Here is a 22960-nt window from a genome sequence, read left to right on the forward strand (position 1 = left end):
CGCATGAGCTATCGCTACGTCATCTTCGACTTCGACGGCACCCTGGCGGACAGCCTGCCCTTTCTGTTGAGCTGCCTGGGCGAGCTGGCGCGAACCCATGGCTTTCGTCAGCCAGCTGCCGACGAGTGGCCCCGGCTGCGCGCCGCCTCCCTGACCGGCCTGCTCGACAGCCTGGGCATCCCGCTGTGGCAGGTACCGCGCATCGCCCGCCACTATCGCCGCCTGCTGGTCCAGCGCGGCGACCAGGTGGCGCCCTTCGCCGAGATTCCCGCCACCCTCGACCGGCTCCAGGCCAACGGCCTGGCGCTGGGTCTGGCGACCTCCAATTCCGCCGCCGCGGTCCATCAGGTACTGCCCCAGGCCGGACGGTTGTTCCCTGATGGCGAATTCGATATCCCCCTGCTGGGCAAGGCCCGGCCCCTGACACGGTTGCTCCGCCGCCAGGGCATCGCACCGGCCGAGGCGCTCTATGTCGGTGACGAGCTGCGCGATCTCCAGGCTGCGCACCGCGCCGGGCTGGATTGCGCGGCCGTGGCCTGGGGCTATGGCTGCCCGGCGACGCTGCGTGCGCAGCAGCCCGATCTCTTCTTCGAACACCCGGTCGAGCTGTTGCGGCTGCGGCCCTCCCCCTGCTGAAGGAATGTCCATGAAGTCTCTGTTGCTGGTCGCTGGTCTTTGTCTGAGTGGTGTGCTGCACGCCGCCGAGCTGCAGGTGCGGGTGGAGACGGTCGATGCCTCGGGGGGCCAGTTGCTGCTGGCGGTATTCGATAGCGAAGAGGCCTGGAAGGCGCACAGGACGCCGGTGGCCCAGGCACATCTCGCTGCACAGGCAGGTGCCCAGGAACAGCGCTTCGACCTGCCGCCCGGACGCTACGCCGTGTCGGTCATCCACGACAGCAACAGCAACAGCCAGCTGGATACCAATTTCATCGGCATGCCCACCGAACAATACGGCTACAGCAACAATCCGCCGTTGCGCATGCGCATGGCCACCTTCGAGGAATGTGCCTTCACCCTACCGGCCGCCGGTCTGCGCCAACAGGTGACGCTGCGCTAGGACGCAGGCTTAATGCACAGGCTTCCAAACAGAAAATCAACAGAGTTATCCACATGACTCTTAGCGTCGATCGCTGAACTCCGAGCTGAACAGGCGTGGATAACTCCTTGGGCTGGCAAAAGAAATCCCTTGACTCGGGCATATCCCGAAAAACTGGTCATTATTTGATCGATCCTCTGGAGGCCGCGCCAGCTCTGGTCTCTGACACTGGACGAACAACCTATCCACAGCCCTATGCAACGCTATTGTGGGTTGTGGAAAACGCCTGAAACAGTATTGATCATTTTTTGTACGATCCTCTACAAGCCTTGCCAGCCCTGGCGTACAGATCAGGTCCCACATCTTTTCCACAGGCACGCACACAGCAGATGTGGGCAAACCAGCCAGAAGAAACGTCTTCTGGCGTCATGCATAGCCTGAGCGGAATTGGTTATTTATTGAGCAATTTTCCTTGGACAGTTGCCCCAGCGGTTGCTGACAACTTGCCCAGGGCTTATCCACAGCCTTTACCTGTCAAGCAATGACGGCACGACAGGCAATCGTCCGCAGCCTGACCGGTTGAACCTGACCGTCGCCAATTCGATCAACAAGGTCAGTATCCCCGCAGCCCTTCTGGCACGCGGCTTTGCGCCGGTAGCGAACAGACTACCCACAAACTTATGCACAGTTTGCAAAGCATTCAGGCATAAAAAAGACCGCTTTAGGCGGTCTTTTCAAGCACTGGCAAGTACTCAGCGCGCGGTGCGTACGCTGTCCGACAGCTGCTTGCAGAGGCCGAGCACGCCATCGATAGCAGCGCCTGAGGATTCGGCCTTGGCGATCTGGTCGACGAATGCCGAACCCACCACCACGCCATCGGCGATCCGGGCGATCACGCGGGCCTGCTCCGGGGTACGGATGCCGAAGCCGACGGCTAGCGGCAGGTCGGTGAAACGACGCAGGCGCGCCACGGCGGCCTCGACGTGCTCGGTGGTGGCGGAGCCGGCACCGGTCACGCCCGCGACGGATACGTAATAGACGAAGCCGGAGCTGGTGTTGAGTACGCGCGGCAGGCGGGCGTCATCGGTGGTCGGGGTGGTCAGACGGATGAAGTCGATACCGGCCGCCTGGGCCGGCAGCGCCAGCTCGGCGTCGTGCTCGGGCGGCAGGTCGACCACGATCAGGCCATCCACGCCCGCTTCGGCGGCTTCCGCCAGGAAGCGCTCCACGCCATAGCGGTGGATGGGGTTGTAGTAGCCCATCAGCACCAGTGGCGTCTCCCCTTCCCCGCGACGGAAGTCACGCACCATCTCCAGGGTCTTGGCCAGATTCTGGCCACCCTGCAGGGCACGCAGGGCAGCGGCCTGGATGGCTGGACCGTCGGCCATGGGATCGGTGAAGGGCATGCCCAGTTCGATGACGTCGGCGCCGGCCGCAGGCAGGCCCTTGAGGATGGCCAGGGCGGTGGCATAGTCCGGATCGCCCGCGGTGGTGTAGGTAACCAGGGCCGCGCGGCCCTCGGCCTTCAGCGCGGCGAAGCGGGTTTCCAGACGGCTCATAGCTTGTCTCCCAGGTGGCTCATCACGGTCTGCATGTCCTTGTCGCCGCGGCCCGAGAGGCAGATCACCATGAGGTGGTCCTTGGGCAGGTGCGGCGCGCGCTTGTAGGCCTCGGCCAGGGCGTGGGCGGATTCCAGGGCCGGGATGATGCCTTCCAGACGGCAGGTCTGATGGAAGGCGGTGAGCGCCTCGTCGTCGTTGATCGGTACGTATTCCACCCGCTGCACATCGTGCAGGTGGGCGTGCTCCGGGCCGATGCCGGGATAGTCCAGACCGGCGGAAATGGAGTGGGCGTCGATGATCTGGCCGTCGTCGTCCTGCAAGAGGAAGGTGCGATTGCCGTGCAGTACCCCGGGCACTCCGCCGTTGAGGCTGGAGGCATGCTTGTCGGTGTCCACGCCGTGACCACCGGCCTCGACGCCGACGATGGCGACATCGGTGTCATCGAGGAATTCGTAGAACAGGCCCATGGCATTGGAGCCACCGCCGACGCAGGCGATCAGGCTGTCGGGCAGGCGCCCTTCCTTTTCCAGGATCTGCGCGCGGGTCTCACGACCGATCACGGCCTGAAAGTCGCGGACCATGGCCGGATAGGGGTGCGGACCGGCCACGGTGCCGATCAGGTAGAAGGTATCGGCGACGTTGGTCACCCAGTCGCGCAGGGCCTCGTTCATGGCGTCCTTGAGGGTACCGGTACCGGCGGTGACCGGAATCACCTCGGCGCCCAGCAGCTTCATGCGGAAGACGTTGGCCTGCTGGCGATCGATGTCGGTGGTGCCCATGTAGATGACGCAGGGCAGGCCGAAGCGCGCAGCCACGGTAGCAGTGGCCACGCCGTGCATGCCGGCGCCGGTCTCGGCGATGATGCGCGTCTTGCCCATGCGCTTGGCCAGCAGGATCTGGCCGATGCAGTTGTTGATCTTGTGCGCGCCGGTGTGGTTCAGCTCTTCGCGCTTGAGATAGATCTTGGCACCACCGAAATGCTCGGTCAGGCGCTCGGCGAAGTACAGCGGATTGGGCCGGCCGATGTAGTCGCGCTGAAAATAGGCCAACTGCTCGAGAAACGCCGGATCTTCCATGGCGGTCTCGTATTCGCGCTGCAGATCGAGGATCAGCGGCATCAGGGTTTCGGCGACATAGCGGCCACCAAACTGGCCGAACATGCCTTGAGCGTCGGGGCCCTGGCGATAAGCGGTCTGGGTCATGGGATTCTCCTGCGAAGATGGATCTACCTTACCTGCTTGAGTGCCGGTGATAAATCGATAAGATCGCGATGACCCGTCAGGAAATCTCACAGATGAGCGAACCCCGCGACCTGCCTCCCCTAAATGCCCTACGTGCCTTCGAAGCCACCGCTCGTCTGGGCGGTATGAGTCGCGCCGGAGACGAACTGCATGTGACCCACGGCGCCGTGAGTCGCCAGATTCGTGCACTGGAGGAACAGCTCGGGGTGGCGCTGTTTCGCCGTGAAGGTCGGGGGCTGGCGCTGACCGAGGCCGGGCTGCGCCTGCGCGAGGTGAGCGGTGAGGTTTTCGAACGGTTACGCGAGGTGTGCGCTGAACTCAAGGCTGGCAGTCGCCAGGGACCCTTCGTGCTGGGCTGCCCGGGCAGCCTGGTGGCCCGCTGGTTCATTCCGCGACTGGATCGCCTCAATCGCGATCTGCCGGAGCTGCGCCTGCACCTTTCGACCCGTACCGACGATACCCCGCTGGCCGCTGCCGGTCTGGACGCCAGCCTGTTGTTCACCGAGACGGCGCCGCCTCACGATGTCCGGCCCTATCACCTGGCGCCCGAGCGGATCGGGCCGGTGCTGAGTCCCTACTGTCCGGCCTATCTGCGGCTCAGGGACGGTGATCTGCAGGCCTTGCTGGCGGAGCGACTGCTGCACACCCTGTCGCGGCCCCAGGCCTGGCCACAGTGGTTCGCAACCCAGGGCCTGGCGGCACCGGTGCTGGGGTACGGGCAGGGCTTCGAGCACCTCTATTACCTGCTGGAGGCGGCGCTGTCGGGATTGGGGGTGGCGATCGCACCGGAACCACTGGTGGCGGCAGATCTGAAGGCGGGCAGGCTGGTCGCACCCTGGGGCTTCGCGACGACCGGTGCGGAGTTGGCGCTATGGGCGCCGGGTCGGTTGGCGGACGAGCGGGTGGAGCGGTTGGCGGCTTGGCTCAGACAGGAGCTGGCCGAGCGCTAGCGCCCGAGACATCCCGTGGGATGCCTCGAACTGCCACGATCAGTGGTCGCCGCGCAGCAGCGCCCAGCCGACCAGAACGGTCACGCCAGCGGCGATGCCGACGGTGGCCCAGGGATGTTCGCGCGCCACGCCACTGGCGGCACGGCCGTACTGACGGGTCAGGCGACGCACGTCGTCATAGACTTCTTCCAGCGAATCGCCCGAATGATGCAGGGCTTCGCGAGCGGTGCTCTTGAAGGAGTTCAGGCTGCTGCGGGATTCGCGCGCCGCGTTCTTCTTCAGCGATGCCAGCGAGTCGAGCAGGCTGTTGATTTCGTTCTCGATGCTGGCGATGGACGCCTGGTAGTCGGTGTTACGGGCCATGACAACCTCCTGAGATGGACGGATTCAGGAAATGTGACTACCGAGCCGTTGGAAAGTGCTGCATAGCCGTATCCGAGAGCCTGGGCAGTGAACTTATCGGGACCTTTCGCGGCCTCAAATGTCAGAGGCACCCTTCCCGGCGAGTCGACCGCGACACCGGTCAACGCGTTGCCGGCTATCCGCTGCAGCGCTCGTCATTGCTGACCCAGGAGATTTTCATGTCCGATCATCACACCTACAAGAAGCTGGAAATCGTTGGCTCTTCCACCACCAGTGTCGAGGACGCCATTAATAATGCCCTCGCCGAGACTTCCAAGTCGGTGAAGAACCTGGAATGGTTCGAAGTGGGTGAAATCCGCGGTCATATCCAGGACGCCAAGGTGGCGCACTATCAGGTCACCCTGAAGATCGGCTTTCGTATCGAAGCCAGCTGAGCAGCTATTCAAGACCTCTTTCCCCTCGCAAAAGGACAGGCAAGATGCGTAGAGTCGTGATTACCCTCGGTTTGTTGGCCCTGAGCAGCGGAGCTTTCGCCGCTGGCACCTCGTGTGACACGGTCAAGGCCGATATCGATGCCAAGCTGCAGGCCAAGCGGGTAGCGCACTACAGTCTTGAGGTGGTGGACAAGGGCAGCGCCAGCGCCTCCGCCAAGGTGGTGGGCAACTGCGAAGGCGGTAGCAAGGAAATCGTCTACCAGCGTCGCTAGGTCTCCGGCTGCCGGGTGCTGCCCCAGGCAGCGCCGGCCGCTGCCGATGCAACGCCCGCCACCGAGAGGTGGCGGGCGTTGTCGCATCTAAAGGTCCGTAGCAGGTCCGAAGAATTCATGACGGATCTGCTTTTCTGGCACCCCCAGCTCCAGCAGATCCCGTCGCACCTGGGCCATGAAGGGCTGCGGGCCGAGAAGGTAGGCGTCCAGATCGCGATCCTTGGGCAACCAGCGCTGCAGGCGCGTCCGGTCCAGCCGCGAGGCATAGACCTCTTCCGCCACCGGTTCGCTGTAGCAGAAGTACAGCTGCAACTGCGGATGATGGGCGGCCTGCTCTTCAAGCCAGTGTCCAAAGGCCTGCACCCCGACATGGCGGGTGCAGTGGATCAGCTGGATCGGCCGGCCGCTGGGCAGGGCCGCCGATACCATGGGCAACAGCGGCGTGATGCCGACGCCGCCAGCGATCAGCAGCAGCGGCTTGGTCGATTCCTGCAGGACGAATTCGCCGGCTGGCGCGAAGACCTGCAACACGCCGCCTTCATGGGCATCGGTGTGCAGGTAACGCGAAACCACCCCACCTGGCTGATGCTTGACGCTGATGCGATAGCCCTGGCCATCGCTGGCCGCCGAGATCGAGTAGTTGCGTCGGTATTCGACCCCGTCCAGGATCAGGCTCAGACCCAGGTACTGGCCGGGCTGGGCGATGCTGGTCGGCAGGCCGTCCACCGGCTCCAGGTAGAAGGAGCTGATCTCTTCGCTTTCCGGTTCGATCCGCGCGATGCGGAACGGGCGTCCGCCGCGCCAGCCTCCAGGCGCCTCGGCCTGGGCCGCATAGCGCTGTTCCTCGGCACCGATCAGCAGGTTGGCCAGCTGACCATAGGCGGCAGCCCAGGCATCGATCACCGCATCGGTGGCGACCTCGGCTCCCAGCACCTCGCGAATGCTCTGCAGCAGGGCGATACCCACCAGCGGATAGTGATCCGGCTGGACCTGCAGGGAGACGTGCTTGTTGACGATCTGCTCCACCAGCGGCCCCAGGGTATCCAGGCGATCGATGTAGCGGGCGTACATCAGCACCGCCCGGGCCAGCGCCCGGGCCTGGGCGCCACTGGCCTGGTGGGCGCCATTGAACAGCGGGCGGATCTCGGGATTGTCGCCCAGCAATTTGGCGTAGAAGTGCCGGGTGAGGGCCTCGCCTCCGGTTTCCAGCAGGGGGACGGTGGCCGTGATGATGGCTTTTTGGTCGGATGACAGCATGGCAGGGATCTCCAACAGGACTGCCCTGTCCCTATCACGAGTCGTGCCATCCTAAAACTTGCCCTGGATCAGGCTTTTAGCCAGTGCGCAGGTCATAATGACCAGGTCCCTATGACTCGCCGAGGTCAAATTGACCCGCCCCACTCTGCTCGATGTGATGGTACCGCTGGTGGCGGATCTGGCCCGCGACCTGCCCGATCAACAACGCTACGCCAGTCTGCTCGATGCCCTGCGCCAAGTCCTGCCCTTCGATGCGGTGGCCCTGCTGCGCCTGGATGGCGAGGTGCTGGTGCCCCTGGCGGTGCGCGGGCTGGCAGCCGACACCCTGGGACGCCGCTTCAAGGTCGGTGAGCACCCGCGTCTGGCCCTGCTGCTGGCGAGTCGCGCGCCCACCCGCTTCGCCCTCGATTGCGATCTGCCCGATCCCTACGATGGCCTGGTGGAAGGCGTGCAGGGGCACCTGGAGGTCCATGACTGCCTGGGCTGTCCGCTCTATGTGCAGGACCAGCTCTGGGGCCTGCTGACCCTGGATTCGCTGCAGGCGCAGAATGCCCGACCCGAGGATCTCACCACCCTCGCCGCCTTCGCCGGCCTGGCCGCCGCCACCGTGGCCGCCGCCGAGCGCATCGGTCAGCTCTCCGCCCGCATCGTCAGCGAGCACGAATTGGCCGTGGCCTATCAGCAATCGGTGGGGCACCAGCGGCCTCGCGAACTCATCGGCCAGAGTCCGGCCAGCCTGCGGCTGCGCCAGGAGATCGAGACCGTGGCGGCCAGCGACCTGACGGTGCTGATCACCGGCGAGACCGGAGTCGGCAAGGAACTGGTGGCCGAAGCCGTGCATGCCCGCTCCCTGCGTCAGCAGCGGCCGCTGATCAGCCTCAACTGCGCGGCGCTGCCCGAGGCGCTGGTGGAAAGCGAACTCTTCGGCCATGTGCGCGGCGCCTTTTCCGGTGCCGTCAGCGAACGCCGCGGGCGCTTCGAACTGGCCGATGGCGGCACCCTGTTTCTCGACGAGGTCGGCGAATTGCCGCTGACGGTGCAGGCCAAGCTGCTAAGGGTACTGCAGAGCGGCCAGTTGCAGCGGCTAGGCTCGGATCGCGATCTCAAGGTGGACGTGCGCATCATCGCCGCCACCAACCGCGACCTGGCCGACTGCGTGCGCGCCGGACGCTTTCGCGCTGATCTCTACCACCGCCTGAGCGTCTATCCGCTGGCGGTACCCGCCCTGCGCGAGCGTGGCCGGGATGTCCTGCTGCTGGCCGGTTTCTACCTGGAGCAGAATCGCGCCCGCCTGGGCCTGCGCGGCCTCCGGCTGACGCCTGCGGCGCAGCGCACCCTGCTGGCCTACGCCTGGCCGGGCAACGTGCGCGAACTGTCGCACCTCGTCAGCCGGGCGGCGCTCAAGGCCCATGCCGGCAGCGAGGAACGCGGCGGCATCCTGACCCTGGACAGCGAGCAGCTCGGCCTGCCGCTGGGCACCACGGCGCTACCCGACGAGGATCTCGTCCTGCCCGCCACCTCCCTGCGCGAAGCCACGGAGGCCTTCCAGCGCCAGACCATCACCCTGGCCCTGGAGCAGCATGGCCAGAACTGGACCCTGGCCGCCGCCGCCCTCGACCTGGACCGCGCCAATCTCGCCCGCCTGGCGCGACGGCTCGGTCTCAGGTAGCCCTCAAAGGGCTTTCTGCACCGCTGGCAAGCCGGGCTGGCCGTCGCGGGTGGTGACGCCCTGCAGCCAGGGCTCCAGCACCTGGGGATGGGCCTTGAGCCAGGCCTTGGCGGCGGCATCGTAGCTGCCGCCCTTGTCCCGTGCGGCGCTCATGACGGCGTTTTCCATGTCCAGGGTGAACTTCATATTGGTCAGCAACCGGGCCGTATTGGGGCACTGCTCGGCGTAGCCGTTGCGCGTCAGGGTGTTCACCGTGCCGGCGGTACCGAAATACTTGTCGCCCCCGGTCAGGTACTTGATCGGGTAGTCGACGTTCATGGGGTGCGGCGTCCAGCCGAGAAAGACCACCCACTTGTCACGCTTCACCGCCCGTCCGACCTGGGACAGCATGGCCTGCTCGCTGGATTCCACCAGCTGCCAGCCGCCCAGGCCGAATTCGTTGTCCTGGATGATCTTCTGCAACGACTGGTTGGCCGGCGCACCGGCGCCGATGCCGTAGATCTTCTTGCCGAACTGGTCGGCATGCTTGGCCAGGTCGGCGAAGCCCTTCACCCCGCCCTCCCAGACATAGGTGGGCACGGCCAGGGTGAATTCGGTACCGACCAGGTTCTGCGCCAGCTCGGTCACCTGGCCGGTCTTCACGAACTGGTCATAGTGCGCCTGCTGTGCCGGCATCCAGTTGCCGAGGAAGGCGTCCACCTGCCCGTTGCGCATGCCGCCGTAGATGATCGGCACCGCCAGGGTCTCGACCTTGCTGGTGTAGCCCAGCGCCGTCAGCACCGCCCCGGTGAGGGCATTGGTGGCGGCGATGTCACTCCAGCCCGGATCGGCCAGGCGAACCGTTCCGCAGGCCTGATCCTCGGCCTGGGCCGACAGGCTGACCAGGGCCAGCGTGAACGTAGCGATGATTCCGTGTTTCATGGCCGTGCTCCGGTTTGCGGTTCAGGGTTGAGGGTAGCGGGCGCGACGCTCCAGGTCGTCGAGATCGATGTGATTGCGCATGTATTGCTGGCTGGCATCGACGAAGGGCTGATGATCCCAGCTGGTCCGCTCGCCCTGCTCCAGGGCCGCCGCGACGAAGCGCCGCCGCCGCTGGCTGGCCAGTACCTCGCCGTGCAGGCGCGCCAGATCCCAGCGCTGGCGAACCTCGGCCTGGAAGCTGGCGAGCAGCTCGGCATAGTCGGGGCTGGCGGCCAGGTTTTCGCGCTCCAGCGGATCGTTCTGCAGATCGAACAGCAGCGGCGGATCCAGTTCGCAATGGATGTACTTGTAAGCGCCGCGGCGGATCATCAGCAGCGGGCTGACGGTGCCCTCGGCCAGGTATTCGCCGATGACCTCGTCATGCCCTGCCCGGCCTTCCAGGTGCGGCAATAGCGAACGACCATCCAGCGGCAACTCCGCCGGCAGCCTGCCGCCGGCCAGCTCGACGAAGGTCGGCAGCAGGTCCATGGTCGACACCGAGGCCTGCACCCGCGCCGGGGCGAAGCGGCCGGGCGCATGGATCAGCAGCGGTACCCGGGCGGCCATCTCGAACCAGTGCATCTTGTACCAGAGTCCGCGCTCCCCGAGCATGTCGCCATGGTCGCCGGAAAAGACGATCACCGTGTCATCGGCCAGGCCGCACTCCTCCAGGGTCTTGAGCAGGTGGCCGACCTGGGCGTCGACATAGCTGCAGGCACCGTAGTAGGCCTGGCGTGCGTCACGGATCTTGGTCTCGGGCAGCGGCTTGTCCCAGAGGTCGATCACCTTGAGCAGGCGCTGACTGTGGGGGTCCTGCTCGGCCTGGGGAATGGTGCCCTCCGGCACGGGGATGTCGACGTCGTCGTACAGGTCCCAGTACTCCCGCGGAATGGTGTAGGGATCGTGGGGGTGGGTCAGGGACACGGTCAGGCAGAACGGCTGGTCGTCGCCGCGACGCACGTGATCGTAGAGATACTGGCGCGCCTTGAAGACCACCTCTTCGTCGAAATCCAGCTGGTTGGTACGCACGCAGGGCCCGGCCTGCAGCACCGAGGACATGTTGTGGTACCAACTCGGGCGCACGTCCGCCGCATCCCAGTTCACCGCCCAGCCATAGTCAGCCGGATAGATGTCGCTGGTCAGGCGCTCTTCGTAGCCGTGCAGCTGATCCGGTCCGCAGAAGTGCATCTTGCCCGACAGCGCGGTGCGATAGCCGAGGCGGCGCAGGTGATGAGCATAAGTGGGGATATCGGCGGCGAAGTCGGCGGCGTTGTCGTAGGCACCGATCTTCGACGGCAGCTGGCCGCTCACTAGGGTAAAGCGCGAGGGCGCGCACAGCGGGCTGTTGCAGTAGGCGGAGTCGAACACCACGGCGCGCTCGGCCAGGCGTTGCAGATTCGGCAGCTTGATCGGCGAGGCGGCGTCGTACAGCGGCAGGATGGGCGCCGCCATCTGGTCGGCCATGAGAAAGAGGATGTTCATCGGCTTGGACAAGAGGGCCTCCGCTTCGAATCAGGGTTGCTTATGGATAACCCATCATCCGACGCCAGGAAAATCACGTGAAGGGCATAGAAGATGATGTTTCGGATAAGCTGGGCTTATGTCTGACCCTCACAGGGATTTCACCTTGGACGCCACGACGCCTGCCGACCGCCCTGCCCTGGCACTAGACAGCCTGCGCACCTTCGAAGTAGTGGCGCGCCGCCTGAGCTTTACCGCGGCGGCCAGCGAACTGGGCACCACGCAGCCGGCCATCAGCCAGCAGATCAAGCGCCTGGAAGCCCAGTTGCAGGTGCGGCTGTTCGATCGGGTCCATCGCGGCATCCTGCTCACCGAAGCCGGACGGCTGCTGCAGGAATACGTCGAGGCCGGCCTCGCCACCCTGGACGAAGGGGTACGCCTGGTCACCGCCCGGCCTGCCCATGAAGTCCTGCAGGTGGCCACCGACTTCGCCTTCGCCGCCTATTGGCTGCTGCCGCGCCTGCCGCGCTTCCATGCCCGCCATCCGGAACTGGACGTCAGCCTGGTCACCAGCGATCGAGTGCCGCTGCCCGGCCCGGAGATCGACATCACCCTGGGCTTCGGCAACGGCCGCTTCAAGCATGGCGAGGCCTGGCCGCTGTTTCACGAGGAAGTCTTTCCGGTGTGCAGTCCGCGGCTGCTCCAGGGCCGGCAACCGCCGCTGCCCGCCACGGAGCTGGGGCGCTGGCCGCTGCTGCACCTCAAGGCGGCGCCCAACAGTCGCTGGTACGACTGGAAGACCCTGTTGCCGGCGCTGGACCTGGCGCCCCTGCCCGCGGCACCGTCCGGCGCGGTGCTGAGCTTCGACAACTACACCCTGGTGATCCAGGCGGCCATTGCCGGCCAGGGCCTGGCGATCGGCTGGCGCCACCTGGTGGACGACCTGCTGCACCAGGAGCTGCTCTGTCGCCCCTTCGCCGGACTGGCCACCTCGCGCTACGGCTATTACGCCATCCTGCCCGAGCGCAAGCGGCGCCAGCGACTGGTACAGCGCTTTCTGGACTGGCTGCTGGAAGAGCTGGAGGCACCGCGCGAGTCACTGGCCGGTGCGCGGCTGGCGACCTGACCGCAGCACTCAGCGCTCGTAGACTTCCAGCGGCAGATCGTCCGGGTCGGCGAAGAAGGTGAATCTCTTGCCGGTCAGCTCGTCGGTGCGGATCGGCTCGGTGACCACGCCATGGCCGTGCAGGTGGGCGACGGTGGTGTCTAGGTCGGCCACGGCGAAGGCCAGGTGGCGCAGGCCCTGGGCCTCCGGGCGCGACGGCCTGGGGGGAGCATCGGGAAAGGAAAACAGCTCCAGCTGGGCATGCTCGCCCACCGCCAGATCCAGCTTCCAGGAGCGCCGGGCTTCACGATAGGTCTCGGCGATCACCGGCAGCCCGAGGATCTCGGTGTAGAAGTGCCGGGAGCGTTCATAGTCGGCGCAGATCAGCGCCACGTGGTGCAGACGGTCGAAGTGGGTCATAAGAAGCTGTTCACGATCTCGCGAGCTAGAGCCAAACAAGGCCTGGGCGGCCCCACGAAAATGCCTGAGAAAGCGCAGTTTACGGACGGTAAATGTGCATTGCGACCGGGCTGGCGATCCAGGGCGTTTTTAACGCAGGTTGGCCGACGCGCAGCAGATCGTGAACAGCTTCTCAGGGTACCGCGACGAATTTGAGGTCGGCCGGGGCGCCCACATCCAGGCTCTGCAATTCATCGCCGAGCGTGCCGCTGTCGGGATCCCGGGCGAAGACCTTGAGCTGGTTGGATTTCTGGTTGGCCACCAGCAAGTACCGCCCGGACGGGTCGATGGCGAACTCCCGTGGCGACAGGCCATTGACCGGATGGCGCTGGACAAAGGTCAGGGTGCCGTCGGGATTGACCGCGAACACCGCCAGCTGGTTGTCCGTGCCACGACTGGCGACATAGAGGAAGCGCCCGTCGCCGGACAAGTGCAGGGCCCCGGCATCCCGCTCGCCCACAAATTCCTGGGGCGTCAGGCTGTAGCTCTGCAACTGTCGCAGCATGCCGTCCTGATGGGCGAAGGCCATGACCTGGCCGGCCAGCTCCAGGGTCAGGTAGGCATAGCGGCCATCGGCGCTGAACACCAGATGGCGCGGACCGCTACCTTCCGGCACCGGGACGAAGGGCGTCTCGGCGGCCACCAGCGGCCGCTCCGGCTGCTGCGGCAGATAGCGATAGACGAACACCTTGTCGGCGCCCAGATCCGGGGCGAAGACGAAGCGGCCATCCGGGGTGGTCACCGCCGCGTGCACATGGCTGGATTGCTGGCGTGGGTGCTGTTCGCTGGGCTGATGGAACTCGATCTGCGCCACTGGGCTGAGCACGCCGCCGTCCTGGATCGGCAGCACTGCCAGGGAACCTTCCGGCAGGCTGGAGTAGTTGGCCACGAACAGGAACTTGCCGTCAGTGCTGAGGCTAGAGTGAGTCGGCTCGTCGCCCAGGCTCTTGACCTGGCTGATCTGCTGCAGACGGCCATTGCCCGGTTCGAAGCGATAGGAGGTGACCCGCCCGATGCTGTCGCCACTCGAACCGCGGCCGTTCTCGTTGACGGCGAACAGGGTCCGGCCATCGCGGGACAGGGTCAGGAACGACGGATTGGAGGCCTTGACGATCCGCAGCGGGCCATCGATCTGACCATTGCGACTGTTGAAGCGGTAGACATACAGTCCCTGGCTGCTGCCCGCGGTGTAACTGCCCACCAGCAGATTGAACAGACCGGGTTCGGCGCGGGCCGGGGCGTTATGCCCCACGAGCAGGGCGAACAGGGCCAGCGGCAGCAGACGGGGCAGAGCTCTCATGGGAAATCCTTAGCGAGCGATGAGCGTTGAGACCGATGCGAAGCGGCCCGGTTTCCCTACCGTCTGAAGGCGGAAGGCGGCCGCGCGCGGCGGTTATTCTACTGAAATCCGGGCTGGCACTGTGCCAGAGGTCTTTCTCCATTTATCGCCTGCGATGGCGCGCCGGCCAGTTCCGCCGGGCCGGCAGGCCCAAGGAGCCTGTGCCAGAGCCTGCGGTGAGCTCGGCGCTACTCCATGGCTACCGCTAAAAGAATCGTCCCGGTCAGTCCAGTACGCCTTGCAGGATGGCGTAGACGATCCCGGTGCCCACGGCGACCAGTACCATGTCGGTCCCCAGGCGCCGCCATTCGTAGCCCGGATAATCCGGCAACTGGCGGGCGATACCCGGCGGCAGCGGTCGGCCATAACCAGGTGGGAGAGGGCGCCCGCGCTCCAGACGCAGCCCCGGCGGCAGGTCGCCCCCGCGACCGATCTGGCCGCGCAGCGCCTGGATAAGCTCCCGCGCCGGTCCCAGATCCGGCGGGCCGCCGGCAGCCGGTCCGGCACCCGGGCGACCCTGGCCACGCGACTCGGGACCCGGTCCCTTGCCATGCGGACCGCCCTGGTCCTGCCAGCCCGGGCCATGCGGCCCCTTGGGTCCTCCCGGTCCATGTTCCGGCGGCGCGGCCAGGGCCAGGTTGCCTATCAGACAGAGGACTGCAGCAGAAAGGACGGTACGCATGGGGTTTCCTCGTCAGGGACGATGGCGTCGGCTATCCGCTTGGAGTCTGATTGCAGGAAAAGACTCCCAAGTCATTCCAGGACCCTCCAGGCTGTGGATAAATCGGGGATAAAATCGGTATAACTTCAGGAGAAAACCCTGACGCCAATCAGAGACTCAATAAAATCCCTTTGTTATCAATAGGTTAAAAAGATGATCGGCTGGCTATCGAATCCGCTTTTTGTGGATAAAGCCTGGGACCCCCCTGCGCTGACGCCCGTTTTCGCCTGCACTCAAGCCGTGCGCGGATCGATGTTCCCCAGCCTGGAAACGGAAAAGCCGCGCCTGAATGACCGGGCGCGGCTTTTCTGAAGGTCGCCTTTCGCTATTCCGGCTTTTTCAGCTTGGGATTGGGAAAGAACTGTACGGCCTGGACCTTGGGATCGGGCTTCTTGGGTTTCAGTGCACTGATATTGACCCGCGTCGGCAATTCCTTGGGGACCGAATTACCACGCTCGTCCAGGGTGTCGCTGTAGCCGCAGGAGAGGCACTCGCGGTGGGGCGTACCGTCCTGGGTCCACATCTTCAGGGTGTCCTGCGCCTGGCACGCCGGGCAGACCGCCCCGGCGATGAACCTCTTGCGGATCGGCTCGCTCACGCCGCCTCCTCGCTCAGCCCGGAATGGCGGAGCAGGGCGTCGATGCTGGGCTCGCGACCGCGGAAGTCAACGAACAGCACCATGGGCGCCTGGGAGCCGCCGCGGGCCAGGATGGCCTCGCGGAAGGCGCGCCCCGTCTCGGGGTTGAAGACGCCTTCTTCCTCGAACTTGGCGAAGGCATCGGCGGACAGCACCTCGGCCCACTTGTAGCTGTAGTAGCCCGCCGCATAACCGCCGGCGAAGATGTGCGCGAAGCTGTTGGGGAAGCGGTTGTAGGCCGGCGGACGCACCACCGAGATCTCGTCGCGGATGCCTTCCAGTACCTCGCGCACGCTGCGGCCGTCGCCATGGGTAGCATGCAATTCGAAGTCGAACAGCGAGAATTCCAGCTGGCGCAGCATCATCAGGCCGGACTGGAAGTTCTTGGCCGCCAGCATCTTGTCCAGCAGCTCCTGGGGCAGCGGCTCGCCGGTCTCGTAGTGACCGGAGATCAGCGCCAGGCCCTCGGGCTCCCAGCACCAGTTCTCCATGAACTGGCTGGGCAGCTCCACCGCATCCCAGGCCACGCCGTTGATGCCGGAGACGCTGGCGTGCTCGACGCGGGTCAGCAAGTGGTGCAGGCCATGGCCGAATTCGTGGAAGAGGGTGGTCACCTCGTCATGGGTGAGCAGCGCCGGCTTGCCGGGGCTAGCCGGGGTGAAGTTGCAGACCAGGTAGGCCACCGGATCGATCAGGCGACCCTGGGCATCGCGGCGCTTGTCGCGGGCACCGTCCATCCAGGCGCCACCGCGCTTGTTGGCGCGAGCATAGAGGTCGAAGTAGAAGCGGCCGATGGCGGTGCCGTTCTCCTTGATCTCGAACAGGCGCACATCGGGATGCCACTTTTCGAAGTCGCGCAGCTCGGCGATCTCGATGCCATAGAGCTTCTGCACCGTGGCGAACAGGCCGGAGAGCACCTTGTCCACCGGGAACCAGGCACGGACCTCTTCCTGGGACAGCGAATAGCGCTGCTGGCGCAGCTTCTCGGCGAAGTAGCCGGTGTCCCAGCTCTGCAGGTCCTGCACGCCCTGTTCGGCGGCGAAGGCGCGCAGTTCTTCCAGGTCGCGCTGGGCGAAGGGCTTGGAGCGCACCGCCAAGTCGCGCAGGAAACCCAGCACCTGATCACTGCTCTCGGCCATCTTAGTGGCCAGCGACAGCTCAGCGTAGTTGGCGTAGCCCAGCAGACGCGCCAGTTCCTGGCGCAGGTCGAGCAGTTCTTCCATCACCGGGCCGTTGTCGAACTGACCGGCGTTGGGGCCCTGCTCGGAGGCGCGAGTGGCATAGGCGGCATAGACTTCCTCGCGCAGGGCGCGGTCGTCGGCGTAGGTCATCACCGCGTAGTAGCTGGGGAATTCCAGGGTCACCAGCCAGCCGTCCAGCTCCTTGGCCTGGGCGGCAGCCTGCAGTTGTGCCTTGGCCGACTCGGGCAGGCCCGCCAGGGTCGCTTCGTCGGTGAGGTGCTTGGTCCAGGCCTGGGTGGCATCGAGCAGCTGGTTGGAGAACTTGCTGCCCAGCTCGGACTTGCGCGCCTGGATGGCGGCATAGCGCTGCTGCTCGGCCGGTGGCAGGTCGATGCCGGACAGGCGGAAGTCACGCAGGGCGTGCTCCAGGGTGGTCTTCTGGCCGGCGTCGAAGCCCTTGGCTTCTTCGCTTTCGGCCAGGCGGCTGTAGGCCTGGAAAAGATCCTTGTTCTGGCCGATCTCGGTAGAATAGGCCGACAGCTTGGGCAGGCAGGCCTCGTAGGCGGCGCGCAGCTCGGCGCTGTTGCACACGGCGTTGAGGTGGCCGATGGGACTCCAGGCCTGGCCCAGCCGATCGTTCAGCTCGTCCATCGCCAGCACCAGGCCGGCCCAGGTGGGGTGTTCCTTCTGGGTCTCCAGCAGCTTGACCAGGGCGGCACGGTTCTCGGCCAGGACGGTGTCGATGGCCGGCTCGACGTGTTCGGGCTTGATGGTGGAAAAGGGCGGCAGGTCGTAGGACTGAAGCAGCGGATTGCTGGCGCTCACGGCGTTCCCCTCGGGGCGATGGCTTTGACAGTTATATATGGAGCCCATCCTAATAGGTCTCAAGACCCTTCCGACGAGAAAAGGTATCTATCGTGACCATAAGGACCTTCCAAGGTAAGACCCCGCACCTGGGCGAACGCGCCTTCGTCGATGCCACCGCGGTGGTGATCGGCGACGTGAGCCTTGGCGCAGACAGCTCGGTGTGGCCGCTGACGGTGATCCGTGGCGACATGCACTGTATCCGGATCGGCGCCCGCACCAGCATCCAGGACGGCAGCGTGCTGCACATCACCCACGCCGGCCCCTTCAATCCGGACGGCTATCCCTTGCTGATCGGCGCCGACGTCACCGTCGGCCACCAAGTGACGCTGCACGGCTGCACGATTGGCGACCGGGTGCTGGTGGGCATGGGCAGCATCGTCATGGACGGCGCGGTGGTGGAGGATGACGTGGTGATCGGCGCCGGCAGCCTGGTTCCGCCGGGCAAGCGCCTGGAAGGCGGCCACCTCTACGTCGGCCGCCCGGTCAAGCAGATCCGCCCGCTGGAGGAAAAGGAGCTCGCCTTCTTCAGCTACAGCGCCGGCAACTACGTGAAGCTCAAGGACCAGCATCTGGCTGAAGGCTATGGGGAAGAGGGGGCCTAGCAGGCCTGGTCCTGTTGGGCTTCGGCGATGGAGCCGCCTCAACCCAACCTACAACTGATCGCGGTCATGGTGGTCCGCCGATGCGGCCGCTCCTACAGGCTCCAACGCAATTGTAGGAGCGGCCCATGGCCGCGATGGCCGCTCACGGTCGTAGGTTGGGTTGAGCGCAGCAAAGCCCAACGCTCAGCTACGTCCGCAGCGGACAGGCTTCACCCAGGCGCGAATACAGCACCCCACGCAACGCCTGCAATTCGTCGATACGCGCCTCGATGACCCTGAGCTTGTCGCGCAGCAGTTCCTGCAGATAGGCGTCGGGATCGGCAGCGCGCTCGACGTCCTCCAGGTTGACGGCGATTTCCTGCAGGCTGAAACCCAGTCGCTGGGCGGTACGGATGTAGCCCAGCCATTCCACGGCTTCGGGCGGATAGTCACGATAGCCGTTGGCCCGCCGCGGCGCCTTGAGCAGCCCCTGGCGCTCGTAGAATCTCAGGGTGTCGCGACTCAGGCCGGTAGCCTGGGCGAGGGTGCCGATACGCATCCGTTCTCCTTGACCCTGGACCTAGCTCCAGGGTCGACACTGGACTTCCTCTCGTTCAAGGAAGTCCGTCCATGTGGAAGCTTGCGCCCTATCTGCGACTGGTCCGTGCCAGCGCCCTCTATGATCTGCTGGTCACCGCGCCCTTCGCCACCCCCTGGAGTCTCGCCTGGCTGCTGCGGCAGCTCGACGCCCTGGGGCAGTGGTTGGGATTCGCCCCCCTGGCGACCTTCAGCCCAGAAGCCCTGCTACTGGGCAACCTGCTCGGCTCAGTGGTATGCGTCTGGGCGGCGCTGCGGCTGGCCAGCCCCTCGGTGGCACTGGGGCGCTACGACGCCGTGGCCAGGGGCCTGTTCGCCCTCTGGCAGGCCTGGGCGCTGTACCAGGGTGCCAGTCCCTTGCTGGCCCTGTTCCTGGTGATCGAAATCGGCTTCGGCATCGCCCAGGCGTGGCCGGTGTCTTCGACCTCCGGCAGACTTCAGCCCCGGCTGGCGGGCTGACCGCGGCCCGTTGGGCTTCGGTGATGGAGCCACCTCAACCCCACCTACAACTGATCACAGCCATGGCCGTAGGTTGGCGCTGAGCGCAGCGAAGCCCAACAGCATCCCGGAACTAACCCAGCTGCCGCCGCAACTCCGCCAGCACCGGCGCACCGTCGGGGCGCACGCCGCGCCAGAGTTCGAAGGCCTCGGCGGCCTGTTCCACCAGCATGCCCAAGCCGTCCAGGGTGTGGAAGGCACCCTCATCCTGCGCCCAGCGATTGAAGGGGGTGAGGTCCTTGCCGTACATCATGTCGTAGGTCACCGTCTGCGGACCGATCACCGCTTCCGAGATCGGTGGGCGACCGCCGCCGAGGCTGGCGGAAGTGCCGTTGATGATGACGTCGAAGGGCTCGCGCAGGGTGGAGAAGGCGGCCACCTCGATGGCCCCCAGCTCGGCGAATTCCCGCGCCAGCTGCACCGCCTTGAGTTCGGTGCGGTTGGCCAGCACCAGTTGCCCGGGCTGGCAGGCCAGCAGCGGCTCCAGCACGCCGCGTACCGCGCCCCCGGCGCCCAGCACCAGGACGCGCTGGCCAGCCAGCTGCAGACCGGCGTTGACGGTGAGGTCCCGCACCAGCCCGGCGCCATCGGTGTTGTCGCCCAGCAGGCGACCGTCAGGCTGGCGCTTGAGGGTGTTGACCGCCCCGGCGCGCCGGGCGCGCGGGGTGAGGTCGTCGCACAGCTGGTAGGCCTCTTCCTTGAAGGGCACCGTGACGTTGGCGCCCAGGCCGCTCTGGAAGAAGCTGCGGGCGCTTTCGGCGAAGCCGTCCAGCGGTGCCAGCAGCGGCCCGTAGTGCAGGCGCTGACCGGTCTGGTCGGCGAACAGGCTGTGGATCAGCGGCGACTTGCTGTGGGCGATGGGGTTGCCGAAGACGGCGTAGCGATCCATGGGTCTATCCTGCAGGCGTCGGGGCGAGCGCGAGCCAGTCGCGGTCGGTGAGAAAGAAATCGGTCAGGCGCGCTTCCGGCGAGCCGGGCACGGGCTTCCAGTCATAACCCCAGCGCACCTCGGGCGGCAGCGACATGAGGATGGACTCGGTGCGGCCGCCGGATTGCAGGCCGAACAGGGTGCCACGGTCGTAGACCAGGTTGAATTCCACGTAGCGCCCACGGCGATAGGCCTGGAATTCCCGCTCAGCCTGGCCATAAGGCTGGTCACGGCGGCGCTGGACGATGGGCAGGTAGGCGTCGACGAAGGCATCGCCGATGGCGCGCTGGAAGGCGAAGCAGGTGTCGAAGTCCCAGTCGTTCAGGTCATCGAAGAACAGGCCACCGATGCCGCGCGGTTCGCCGCGGTGCTTGAGGTGGAAATAGCGGTCGCACCAGGCCTTGTAGCGCGGATAGACGTCAGCGCCGAAGGGTGCGCAGGCGTCATGGCAGACCTGGTGCCAGTGCACGCAGTCGGCCTCGTTGCCGTAGTAGGGGGTGAGGTCGAGACCGCCACCGAACCACCAGACTGGTGCCTCGCCGGGCTTCTCGGCGAGAAAGAAGCGCACATTGGCGTGCGCGGTGGGAATATGCGGATTGCGCGGGTGCATGACCAGGGACACGCCCATGGCCTCGAAGCTGCGTCCGGCCAGTTCCGGCCGATGGGCGCTGGCCGAGGGCGGCAGGCTGTCGCCATGCACATGGGAGAAGTTCACGCCGCCCTTTTCCAGCAGGGCGCCCTCGGCGATGACCCGGGTGCGGCCACCACCGCCGGTCGGCCGGGTCCAGGCGTCTTCGACGAAAGGTGCGGCGCCATCCTCGGCTTCCAGCGCGGCGCAGATGCGCTCCTGCAGATCGAGCAGATAGGCCTTGACGGCCTCCAGGGAGGGATTCATCGCAAGGATTTCCACAACAGGCGGGGAGGGCGGAGAGCATAACACCCGTATCCGACCGGTTGACGTGGCCCGCGGTTGCGGCTTGGATGAAGGCTCACGTCAATAAGGAACCGACAGCATGGCCCAGCGCATCCAGTTCAGCCGCACCGGTGGTCCCGAAGTACTCGAACTTGTGGATTTCGAACCCGCCGCGCCCGGCCCCGACGAGGTGCGGGTGCGCAACCACGCCATCGGCCTCAACTTCATCGAGACCTACTACCGCAGCGGCCTCTATCCGCCGCCGTCGCTGCCCTCGGGCCTGGGCACCGAGGGTGCCGGGGTGGTGGAGGCAGTGGGCAATGCCGTCACCCGCTTCAAGGCCGGCGACCGCGTCGCCTACGCCACCGGTCCGCTGGGCGCCTATGCCGAGGTCCATGTGCTGCCCGAGCGGCATCTGGTGCACCTGCCGGAGGCGGTCTCCTTCGAGCAGGGCGCTGCGGTCATGCTCAAGGGCCTGACGGTGCAGTACCTGCTGCGCCAGACCTATCCACTGCAGGCCGGCGACACCGTGCTGTTCCATGCCGCGGCGGGTGGCGTCGGCTCCCTGGCCTGCCAATGGGCCAAGGCCCTGGGCGTACGCCTGATCGGTACCGCCGGCTCGCCGGAAAAACTGGAAAAGGCCAAGGCCCTGGGCGCCTGGGCAGTGATCGACTATCGCCAGGAAGACGTCCCGGCGCGGGTCCGCGAGCTGACCGAGGGTGCCAAGGTGCCGGTGGTCTACGACGGCGTCGGCAAGGACACCTGGGAGATGTCGCTGGACTGTCTGGCCCCGCGCGGCCTGATGGTCAGCTTTGGCAACGCCTCGGGCGCGGTCACCGGGGTCAACCTGGGCATCCTCTCGCAGAAGGGTTCGCTCTATGTGACCCGGCCGACCCTGGCCACCTACGCCGCCTCGCCCGAAGCGCTGCAGGACATGGCCGATCAGCTGTTCGAGCTGATCACCGATGGCCGTATCCAGGTGGACATCGGTCGCCGCTATCCGCTGGCCGAGGTGCAGGAGGCGCACCGGGCGCTGTCAGGCCGCGAGACCAGCGGCTCGACCATCCTGCTGCCCTGAGGCTAGACGTTCGCGCGCCTGGCCGGGTAAATCGTGACGGCCATTAAGTTTCCCGTAACCAGGCGGCACGACGGGGGTAAACGCCGGTCTATCTCGGACAGTCAGGCCGCCAAGGTCTCGACGCTCTTTCCAGAATCGGCCGGATCGCTGCCCTCGTCATGCCCATCTCCAGCCCCCTCGCCAACCTGCTCGACACCGCCACGGACACGGCACTGATCACCCTGACCGCCGAAGGGTGCATCGGGCAGTGGTGCCCGGCCGTCGCCCGGCTGCTGGGCTGGAGCGCGCAGGACAAGGTCGGCGAGTCCATCGTCGGCCTGCTGCTCCCGGAACCCCCGGCGGACGGCTGGCTGACCGCCCTCGAACGCTGCCAGACCCAGGGCCTGCGCCATCGCGATGGTCATCTGGTGCGCCTCGACCTGCACCTGGTGCCGCTGCGCCGGGCGGATGTCGCCGTGGGTTGGCTGCTGCACGTCTGGCAGGCCCCAGCGAGTCGGGCTCGCTTCGCCGCCCGGCGCAGTGCCGAGCGGGATCTGCCACAACGCCTGCAGGCGCTTGGCGAATGGTCGCGGCGCCTCAGCGGCACGGCGGATCTTGCCGCTCTGCGCCTGTGCGCCACCCAGGCCCTGCGTGACCTGGCCGACGATCCCCAGGCGCGGCTGCTGTCCGTGGCCGAGGCCGGCAGCCTGCCGGCGGATCAGTCGCTCCTCCCGTTCGGCGCTGCGGCGCAGCCCCTGGGCTATCTGCAGCTGAGCAACGCCGTCGAGGCGGACACCCGGCTGTTGCTGGACCAGTTGGCCCTGCTGCTGGGCGCCCTGCTGGTGCGGCAGCAGACCCAGGACCAGGTCCGG

At 66.1% G+C, this 22960-nt stretch carries 25 protein-coding genes; 11 read left to right on the top strand and 14 right to left on the bottom strand.

Annotated features, from left to right (window positions below; genetic code table 11):
• The first annotated feature begins 3 nt into the window (after nucleotides 1-3).
• Nucleotides 4-636, top strand: coding sequence for an HAD hydrolase-like protein (locus LRS53_RS07180; RefSeq protein ID WP_231355480.1), 633 nt, complete (start codon nucleotides 4-6; stop codon nucleotides 634-636).
• A gap of 10 nt (nucleotides 637-646) precedes the next feature.
• Nucleotides 647-1057 (top strand): DUF2141 domain-containing protein, encoded by a 411-nt coding sequence (locus tag LRS53_RS07185; RefSeq protein WP_231355481.1) that lies wholly within the window; start codon nucleotides 647-649, stop codon nucleotides 1055-1057.
• A 731-nt stretch (nucleotides 1058-1788) separates the two neighbouring features.
• Here LRS53_RS07185 and trpA read toward each other — a convergent pair.
• Both trpA and trpB read right to left on the bottom strand, forming a co-directional pair.
• Entirely contained in the window at nucleotides 1789-2595 is an 807-nt protein-coding gene (trpA, locus tag LRS53_RS07190) for a tryptophan synthase subunit alpha (protein ID WP_017641517.1), read from the bottom strand.
• Nucleotides 2592-3800: a tryptophan synthase subunit beta gene (gene trpB, locus LRS53_RS07195; protein WP_231355482.1), complete on the bottom strand. Its 1209-nt coding sequence runs from the start codon at nucleotides 3798-3800 to the stop codon at nucleotides 2592-2594. Before trpB ends, trpA begins: the two co-directional genes overlap by 4 nt.
• A gap of 92 nt (nucleotides 3801-3892) precedes the next feature.
• Here trpB and LRS53_RS07200 point away from each other — a divergent pair, with 92 nt between their 5' ends.
• Entirely contained in the window at nucleotides 3893-4789 is an 897-nt protein-coding gene (locus LRS53_RS07200; RefSeq protein WP_231355483.1) for a LysR family transcriptional regulator, read from the top strand.
• Nucleotides 4790-4828: 39 nt separating this feature from the next.
• Here LRS53_RS07200 and LRS53_RS07205 read toward each other — a convergent pair whose 3' ends face one another.
• Complete coding sequence (locus LRS53_RS07205) at nucleotides 4829-5152, bottom strand: DUF883 family protein (protein ID WP_007160170.1); 324 nt, start codon at nucleotides 5150-5152, stop codon at nucleotides 4829-4831.
• 218 nt (nucleotides 5153-5370) lie between these two features.
• Here LRS53_RS07205 and LRS53_RS07210 point away from each other — a divergent pair, with 218 nt between their 5' ends.
• Together LRS53_RS07210 and LRS53_RS07215 are read left to right on the top strand one after the other, a co-directional pair.
• The gene (locus LRS53_RS07210) at nucleotides 5371-5586 is read left to right on the top strand and encodes a dodecin (protein ID WP_017641514.1); all 216 of its coding nucleotides are present in this window, start codon (nucleotides 5371-5373) and stop codon (nucleotides 5584-5586) included.
• Between the two features lie 44 nt (nucleotides 5587-5630).
• Complete coding sequence (locus LRS53_RS07215; protein ID WP_231355484.1) at nucleotides 5631-5858, top strand: DUF1161 domain-containing protein; 228 nt, start codon at nucleotides 5631-5633, stop codon at nucleotides 5856-5858.
• Nucleotides 5859-5945: 87 nt separating this feature from the next.
• Here the strand turns inward: LRS53_RS07215 and hmpA are convergent, their stop codons facing one another.
• Nucleotides 5946-7115 (bottom strand): NO-inducible flavohemoprotein, encoded by a 1170-nt coding sequence (hmpA, locus tag LRS53_RS07220; RefSeq protein WP_231355485.1) that lies wholly within the window; start codon nucleotides 7113-7115, stop codon nucleotides 5946-5948.
• A 130-nt stretch (nucleotides 7116-7245) separates the two neighbouring features.
• Between hmpA and norR the strand changes: the two genes are divergently transcribed.
• The gene (gene norR, locus LRS53_RS07225) at nucleotides 7246-8784 is read left to right on the top strand and encodes a nitric oxide reductase transcriptional regulator NorR (protein ID WP_231355486.1); all 1539 of its coding nucleotides are present in this window, start codon (nucleotides 7246-7248) and stop codon (nucleotides 8782-8784) included.
• Nucleotides 8785-8787: 3 nt separating this feature from the next.
• On the opposite strand, the gene choX is transcribed toward norR, so the two are convergent.
• Entirely contained in the window at nucleotides 8788-9705 is a 918-nt protein-coding gene (gene choX, locus LRS53_RS07230; RefSeq protein WP_231355487.1) for a choline ABC transporter substrate-binding protein, read from the bottom strand.
• Between the two features lie 21 nt (nucleotides 9706-9726).
• Nucleotides 9727-11226, bottom strand: coding sequence for a choline-sulfatase (betC, locus tag LRS53_RS07235; RefSeq protein WP_231356103.1), 1500 nt, complete (start codon nucleotides 11224-11226; stop codon nucleotides 9727-9729).
• Nucleotides 11227-11344: 118 nt separating this feature from the next.
• Here betC and LRS53_RS07240 point away from each other — a divergent pair, with 118 nt between their 5' ends.
• The gene (locus LRS53_RS07240) at nucleotides 11345-12331 is read left to right on the top strand and encodes a choline sulfate utilization transcriptional regulator (RefSeq protein WP_231355488.1); all 987 of its coding nucleotides are present in this window, start codon (nucleotides 11345-11347) and stop codon (nucleotides 12329-12331) included.
• 9 nt (nucleotides 12332-12340) lie between these two features.
• Here the strand turns inward: LRS53_RS07240 and gloA2 are convergent, their stop codons facing one another.
• The 3 genes from gloA2 to LRS53_RS07255 form a co-directional block, all read right to left on the bottom strand.
• A complete protein-coding gene (gene gloA2, locus LRS53_RS07245) occupies nucleotides 12341-12730 on the bottom strand; it encodes an SMU1112c/YaeR family gloxylase I-like metalloprotein (protein ID WP_231355489.1) in 390 nt (129 codons plus the stop codon).
• Between the two features lie 172 nt (nucleotides 12731-12902).
• Nucleotides 12903-14069, bottom strand: a complete 1167-nt coding sequence (locus tag LRS53_RS07250) for a lactonase family protein (protein WP_184289272.1) — start codon at nucleotides 14067-14069, stop codon at nucleotides 12903-12905.
• Nucleotides 14070-14331: 262 nt separating this feature from the next.
• Nucleotides 14332-14790 (bottom strand): anti-virulence regulator CigR family protein, encoded by a 459-nt coding sequence (locus LRS53_RS07255; RefSeq protein ID WP_231355490.1) that lies wholly within the window; start codon nucleotides 14788-14790, stop codon nucleotides 14332-14334.
• Between the two features lie 192 nt (nucleotides 14791-14982).
• Between LRS53_RS07255 and LRS53_RS07260 the strand changes: the two genes are divergently transcribed.
• Nucleotides 14983-15141 carry a hypothetical protein gene (locus LRS53_RS07260; RefSeq protein ID WP_231355491.1) on the top strand — a complete coding sequence of 53 codons (159 nt, stop codon included), beginning with the start codon at nucleotides 14983-14985 and terminating at the stop codon, nucleotides 15139-15141.
• Between the two features lie 13 nt (nucleotides 15142-15154).
• On the opposite strand, the gene LRS53_RS07265 is transcribed toward LRS53_RS07260, so the two are convergent.
• Nucleotides 15155-15427 carry a YheV family putative zinc ribbon protein gene (locus tag LRS53_RS07265; RefSeq protein ID WP_017641503.1) on the bottom strand — a complete coding sequence of 91 codons (273 nt, stop codon included), beginning with the start codon at nucleotides 15425-15427 and terminating at the stop codon, nucleotides 15155-15157.
• The gene (gene prlC / locus LRS53_RS07270; protein ID WP_231355492.1) at nucleotides 15424-17520 is read right to left on the bottom strand and encodes an oligopeptidase A; all 2097 of its coding nucleotides are present in this window, start codon (nucleotides 17518-17520) and stop codon (nucleotides 15424-15426) included. Before prlC ends, LRS53_RS07265 begins: the two co-directional genes overlap by 4 nt.
• Nucleotides 17521-17564: 44 nt before the next feature.
• Between prlC and LRS53_RS07275 the strand changes: the two genes are divergently transcribed.
• Nucleotides 17565-18116 carry a gamma carbonic anhydrase family protein gene (locus LRS53_RS07275; RefSeq protein WP_231355493.1) on the top strand — a complete coding sequence of 184 codons (552 nt, stop codon included), beginning with the start codon at nucleotides 17565-17567 and terminating at the stop codon, nucleotides 18114-18116.
• A gap of 187 nt (nucleotides 18117-18303) precedes the next feature.
• On the opposite strand, the gene LRS53_RS07280 is transcribed toward LRS53_RS07275, so the two are convergent.
• Nucleotides 18304-18654, bottom strand: coding sequence for a MerR family transcriptional regulator (locus LRS53_RS07280; RefSeq protein ID WP_231355494.1), 351 nt, complete (start codon nucleotides 18652-18654; stop codon nucleotides 18304-18306).
• A 71-nt stretch (nucleotides 18655-18725) separates the two neighbouring features.
• Between LRS53_RS07280 and LRS53_RS07285 the strand changes: the two genes are divergently transcribed.
• On the top strand, nucleotides 18726-19151 hold the full coding sequence (locus tag LRS53_RS07285; protein WP_231355495.1) for a hypothetical protein: 426 nt from the start codon (nucleotides 18726-18728) through the stop codon (nucleotides 19149-19151).
• 112 nt (nucleotides 19152-19263) lie between these two features.
• Here the strand turns inward: LRS53_RS07285 and aroE are convergent, their stop codons facing one another.
• Nucleotides 19264-20079 (bottom strand): shikimate dehydrogenase, encoded by an 816-nt coding sequence (gene aroE, locus LRS53_RS07290; RefSeq protein ID WP_064307101.1) that lies wholly within the window; start codon nucleotides 20077-20079, stop codon nucleotides 19264-19266.
• Nucleotides 20080-20083: 4 nt separating this feature from the next.
• Complete coding sequence (hemF, locus tag LRS53_RS07295; protein ID WP_231355496.1) at nucleotides 20084-21013, bottom strand: oxygen-dependent coproporphyrinogen oxidase; 930 nt, start codon at nucleotides 21011-21013, stop codon at nucleotides 20084-20086.
• 118 nt (nucleotides 21014-21131) lie between these two features.
• Here hemF and LRS53_RS07300 point away from each other — a divergent pair, with 118 nt between their 5' ends.
• The gene (locus tag LRS53_RS07300; RefSeq protein WP_017641496.1) at nucleotides 21132-22109 is read left to right on the top strand and encodes an NADPH:quinone reductase; all 978 of its coding nucleotides are present in this window, start codon (nucleotides 21132-21134) and stop codon (nucleotides 22107-22109) included.
• Nucleotides 22110-22960 lie beyond the last annotated feature (851 nt).

The sequence above is a fragment of the Pseudomonas sp. PLB05 genome, from assembly GCF_021106615.1.
Taxonomy (GTDB): Bacteria; Pseudomonadota; Gammaproteobacteria; order Pseudomonadales; family Pseudomonadaceae; genus Chryseomonas; species Chryseomonas benzopyrenica.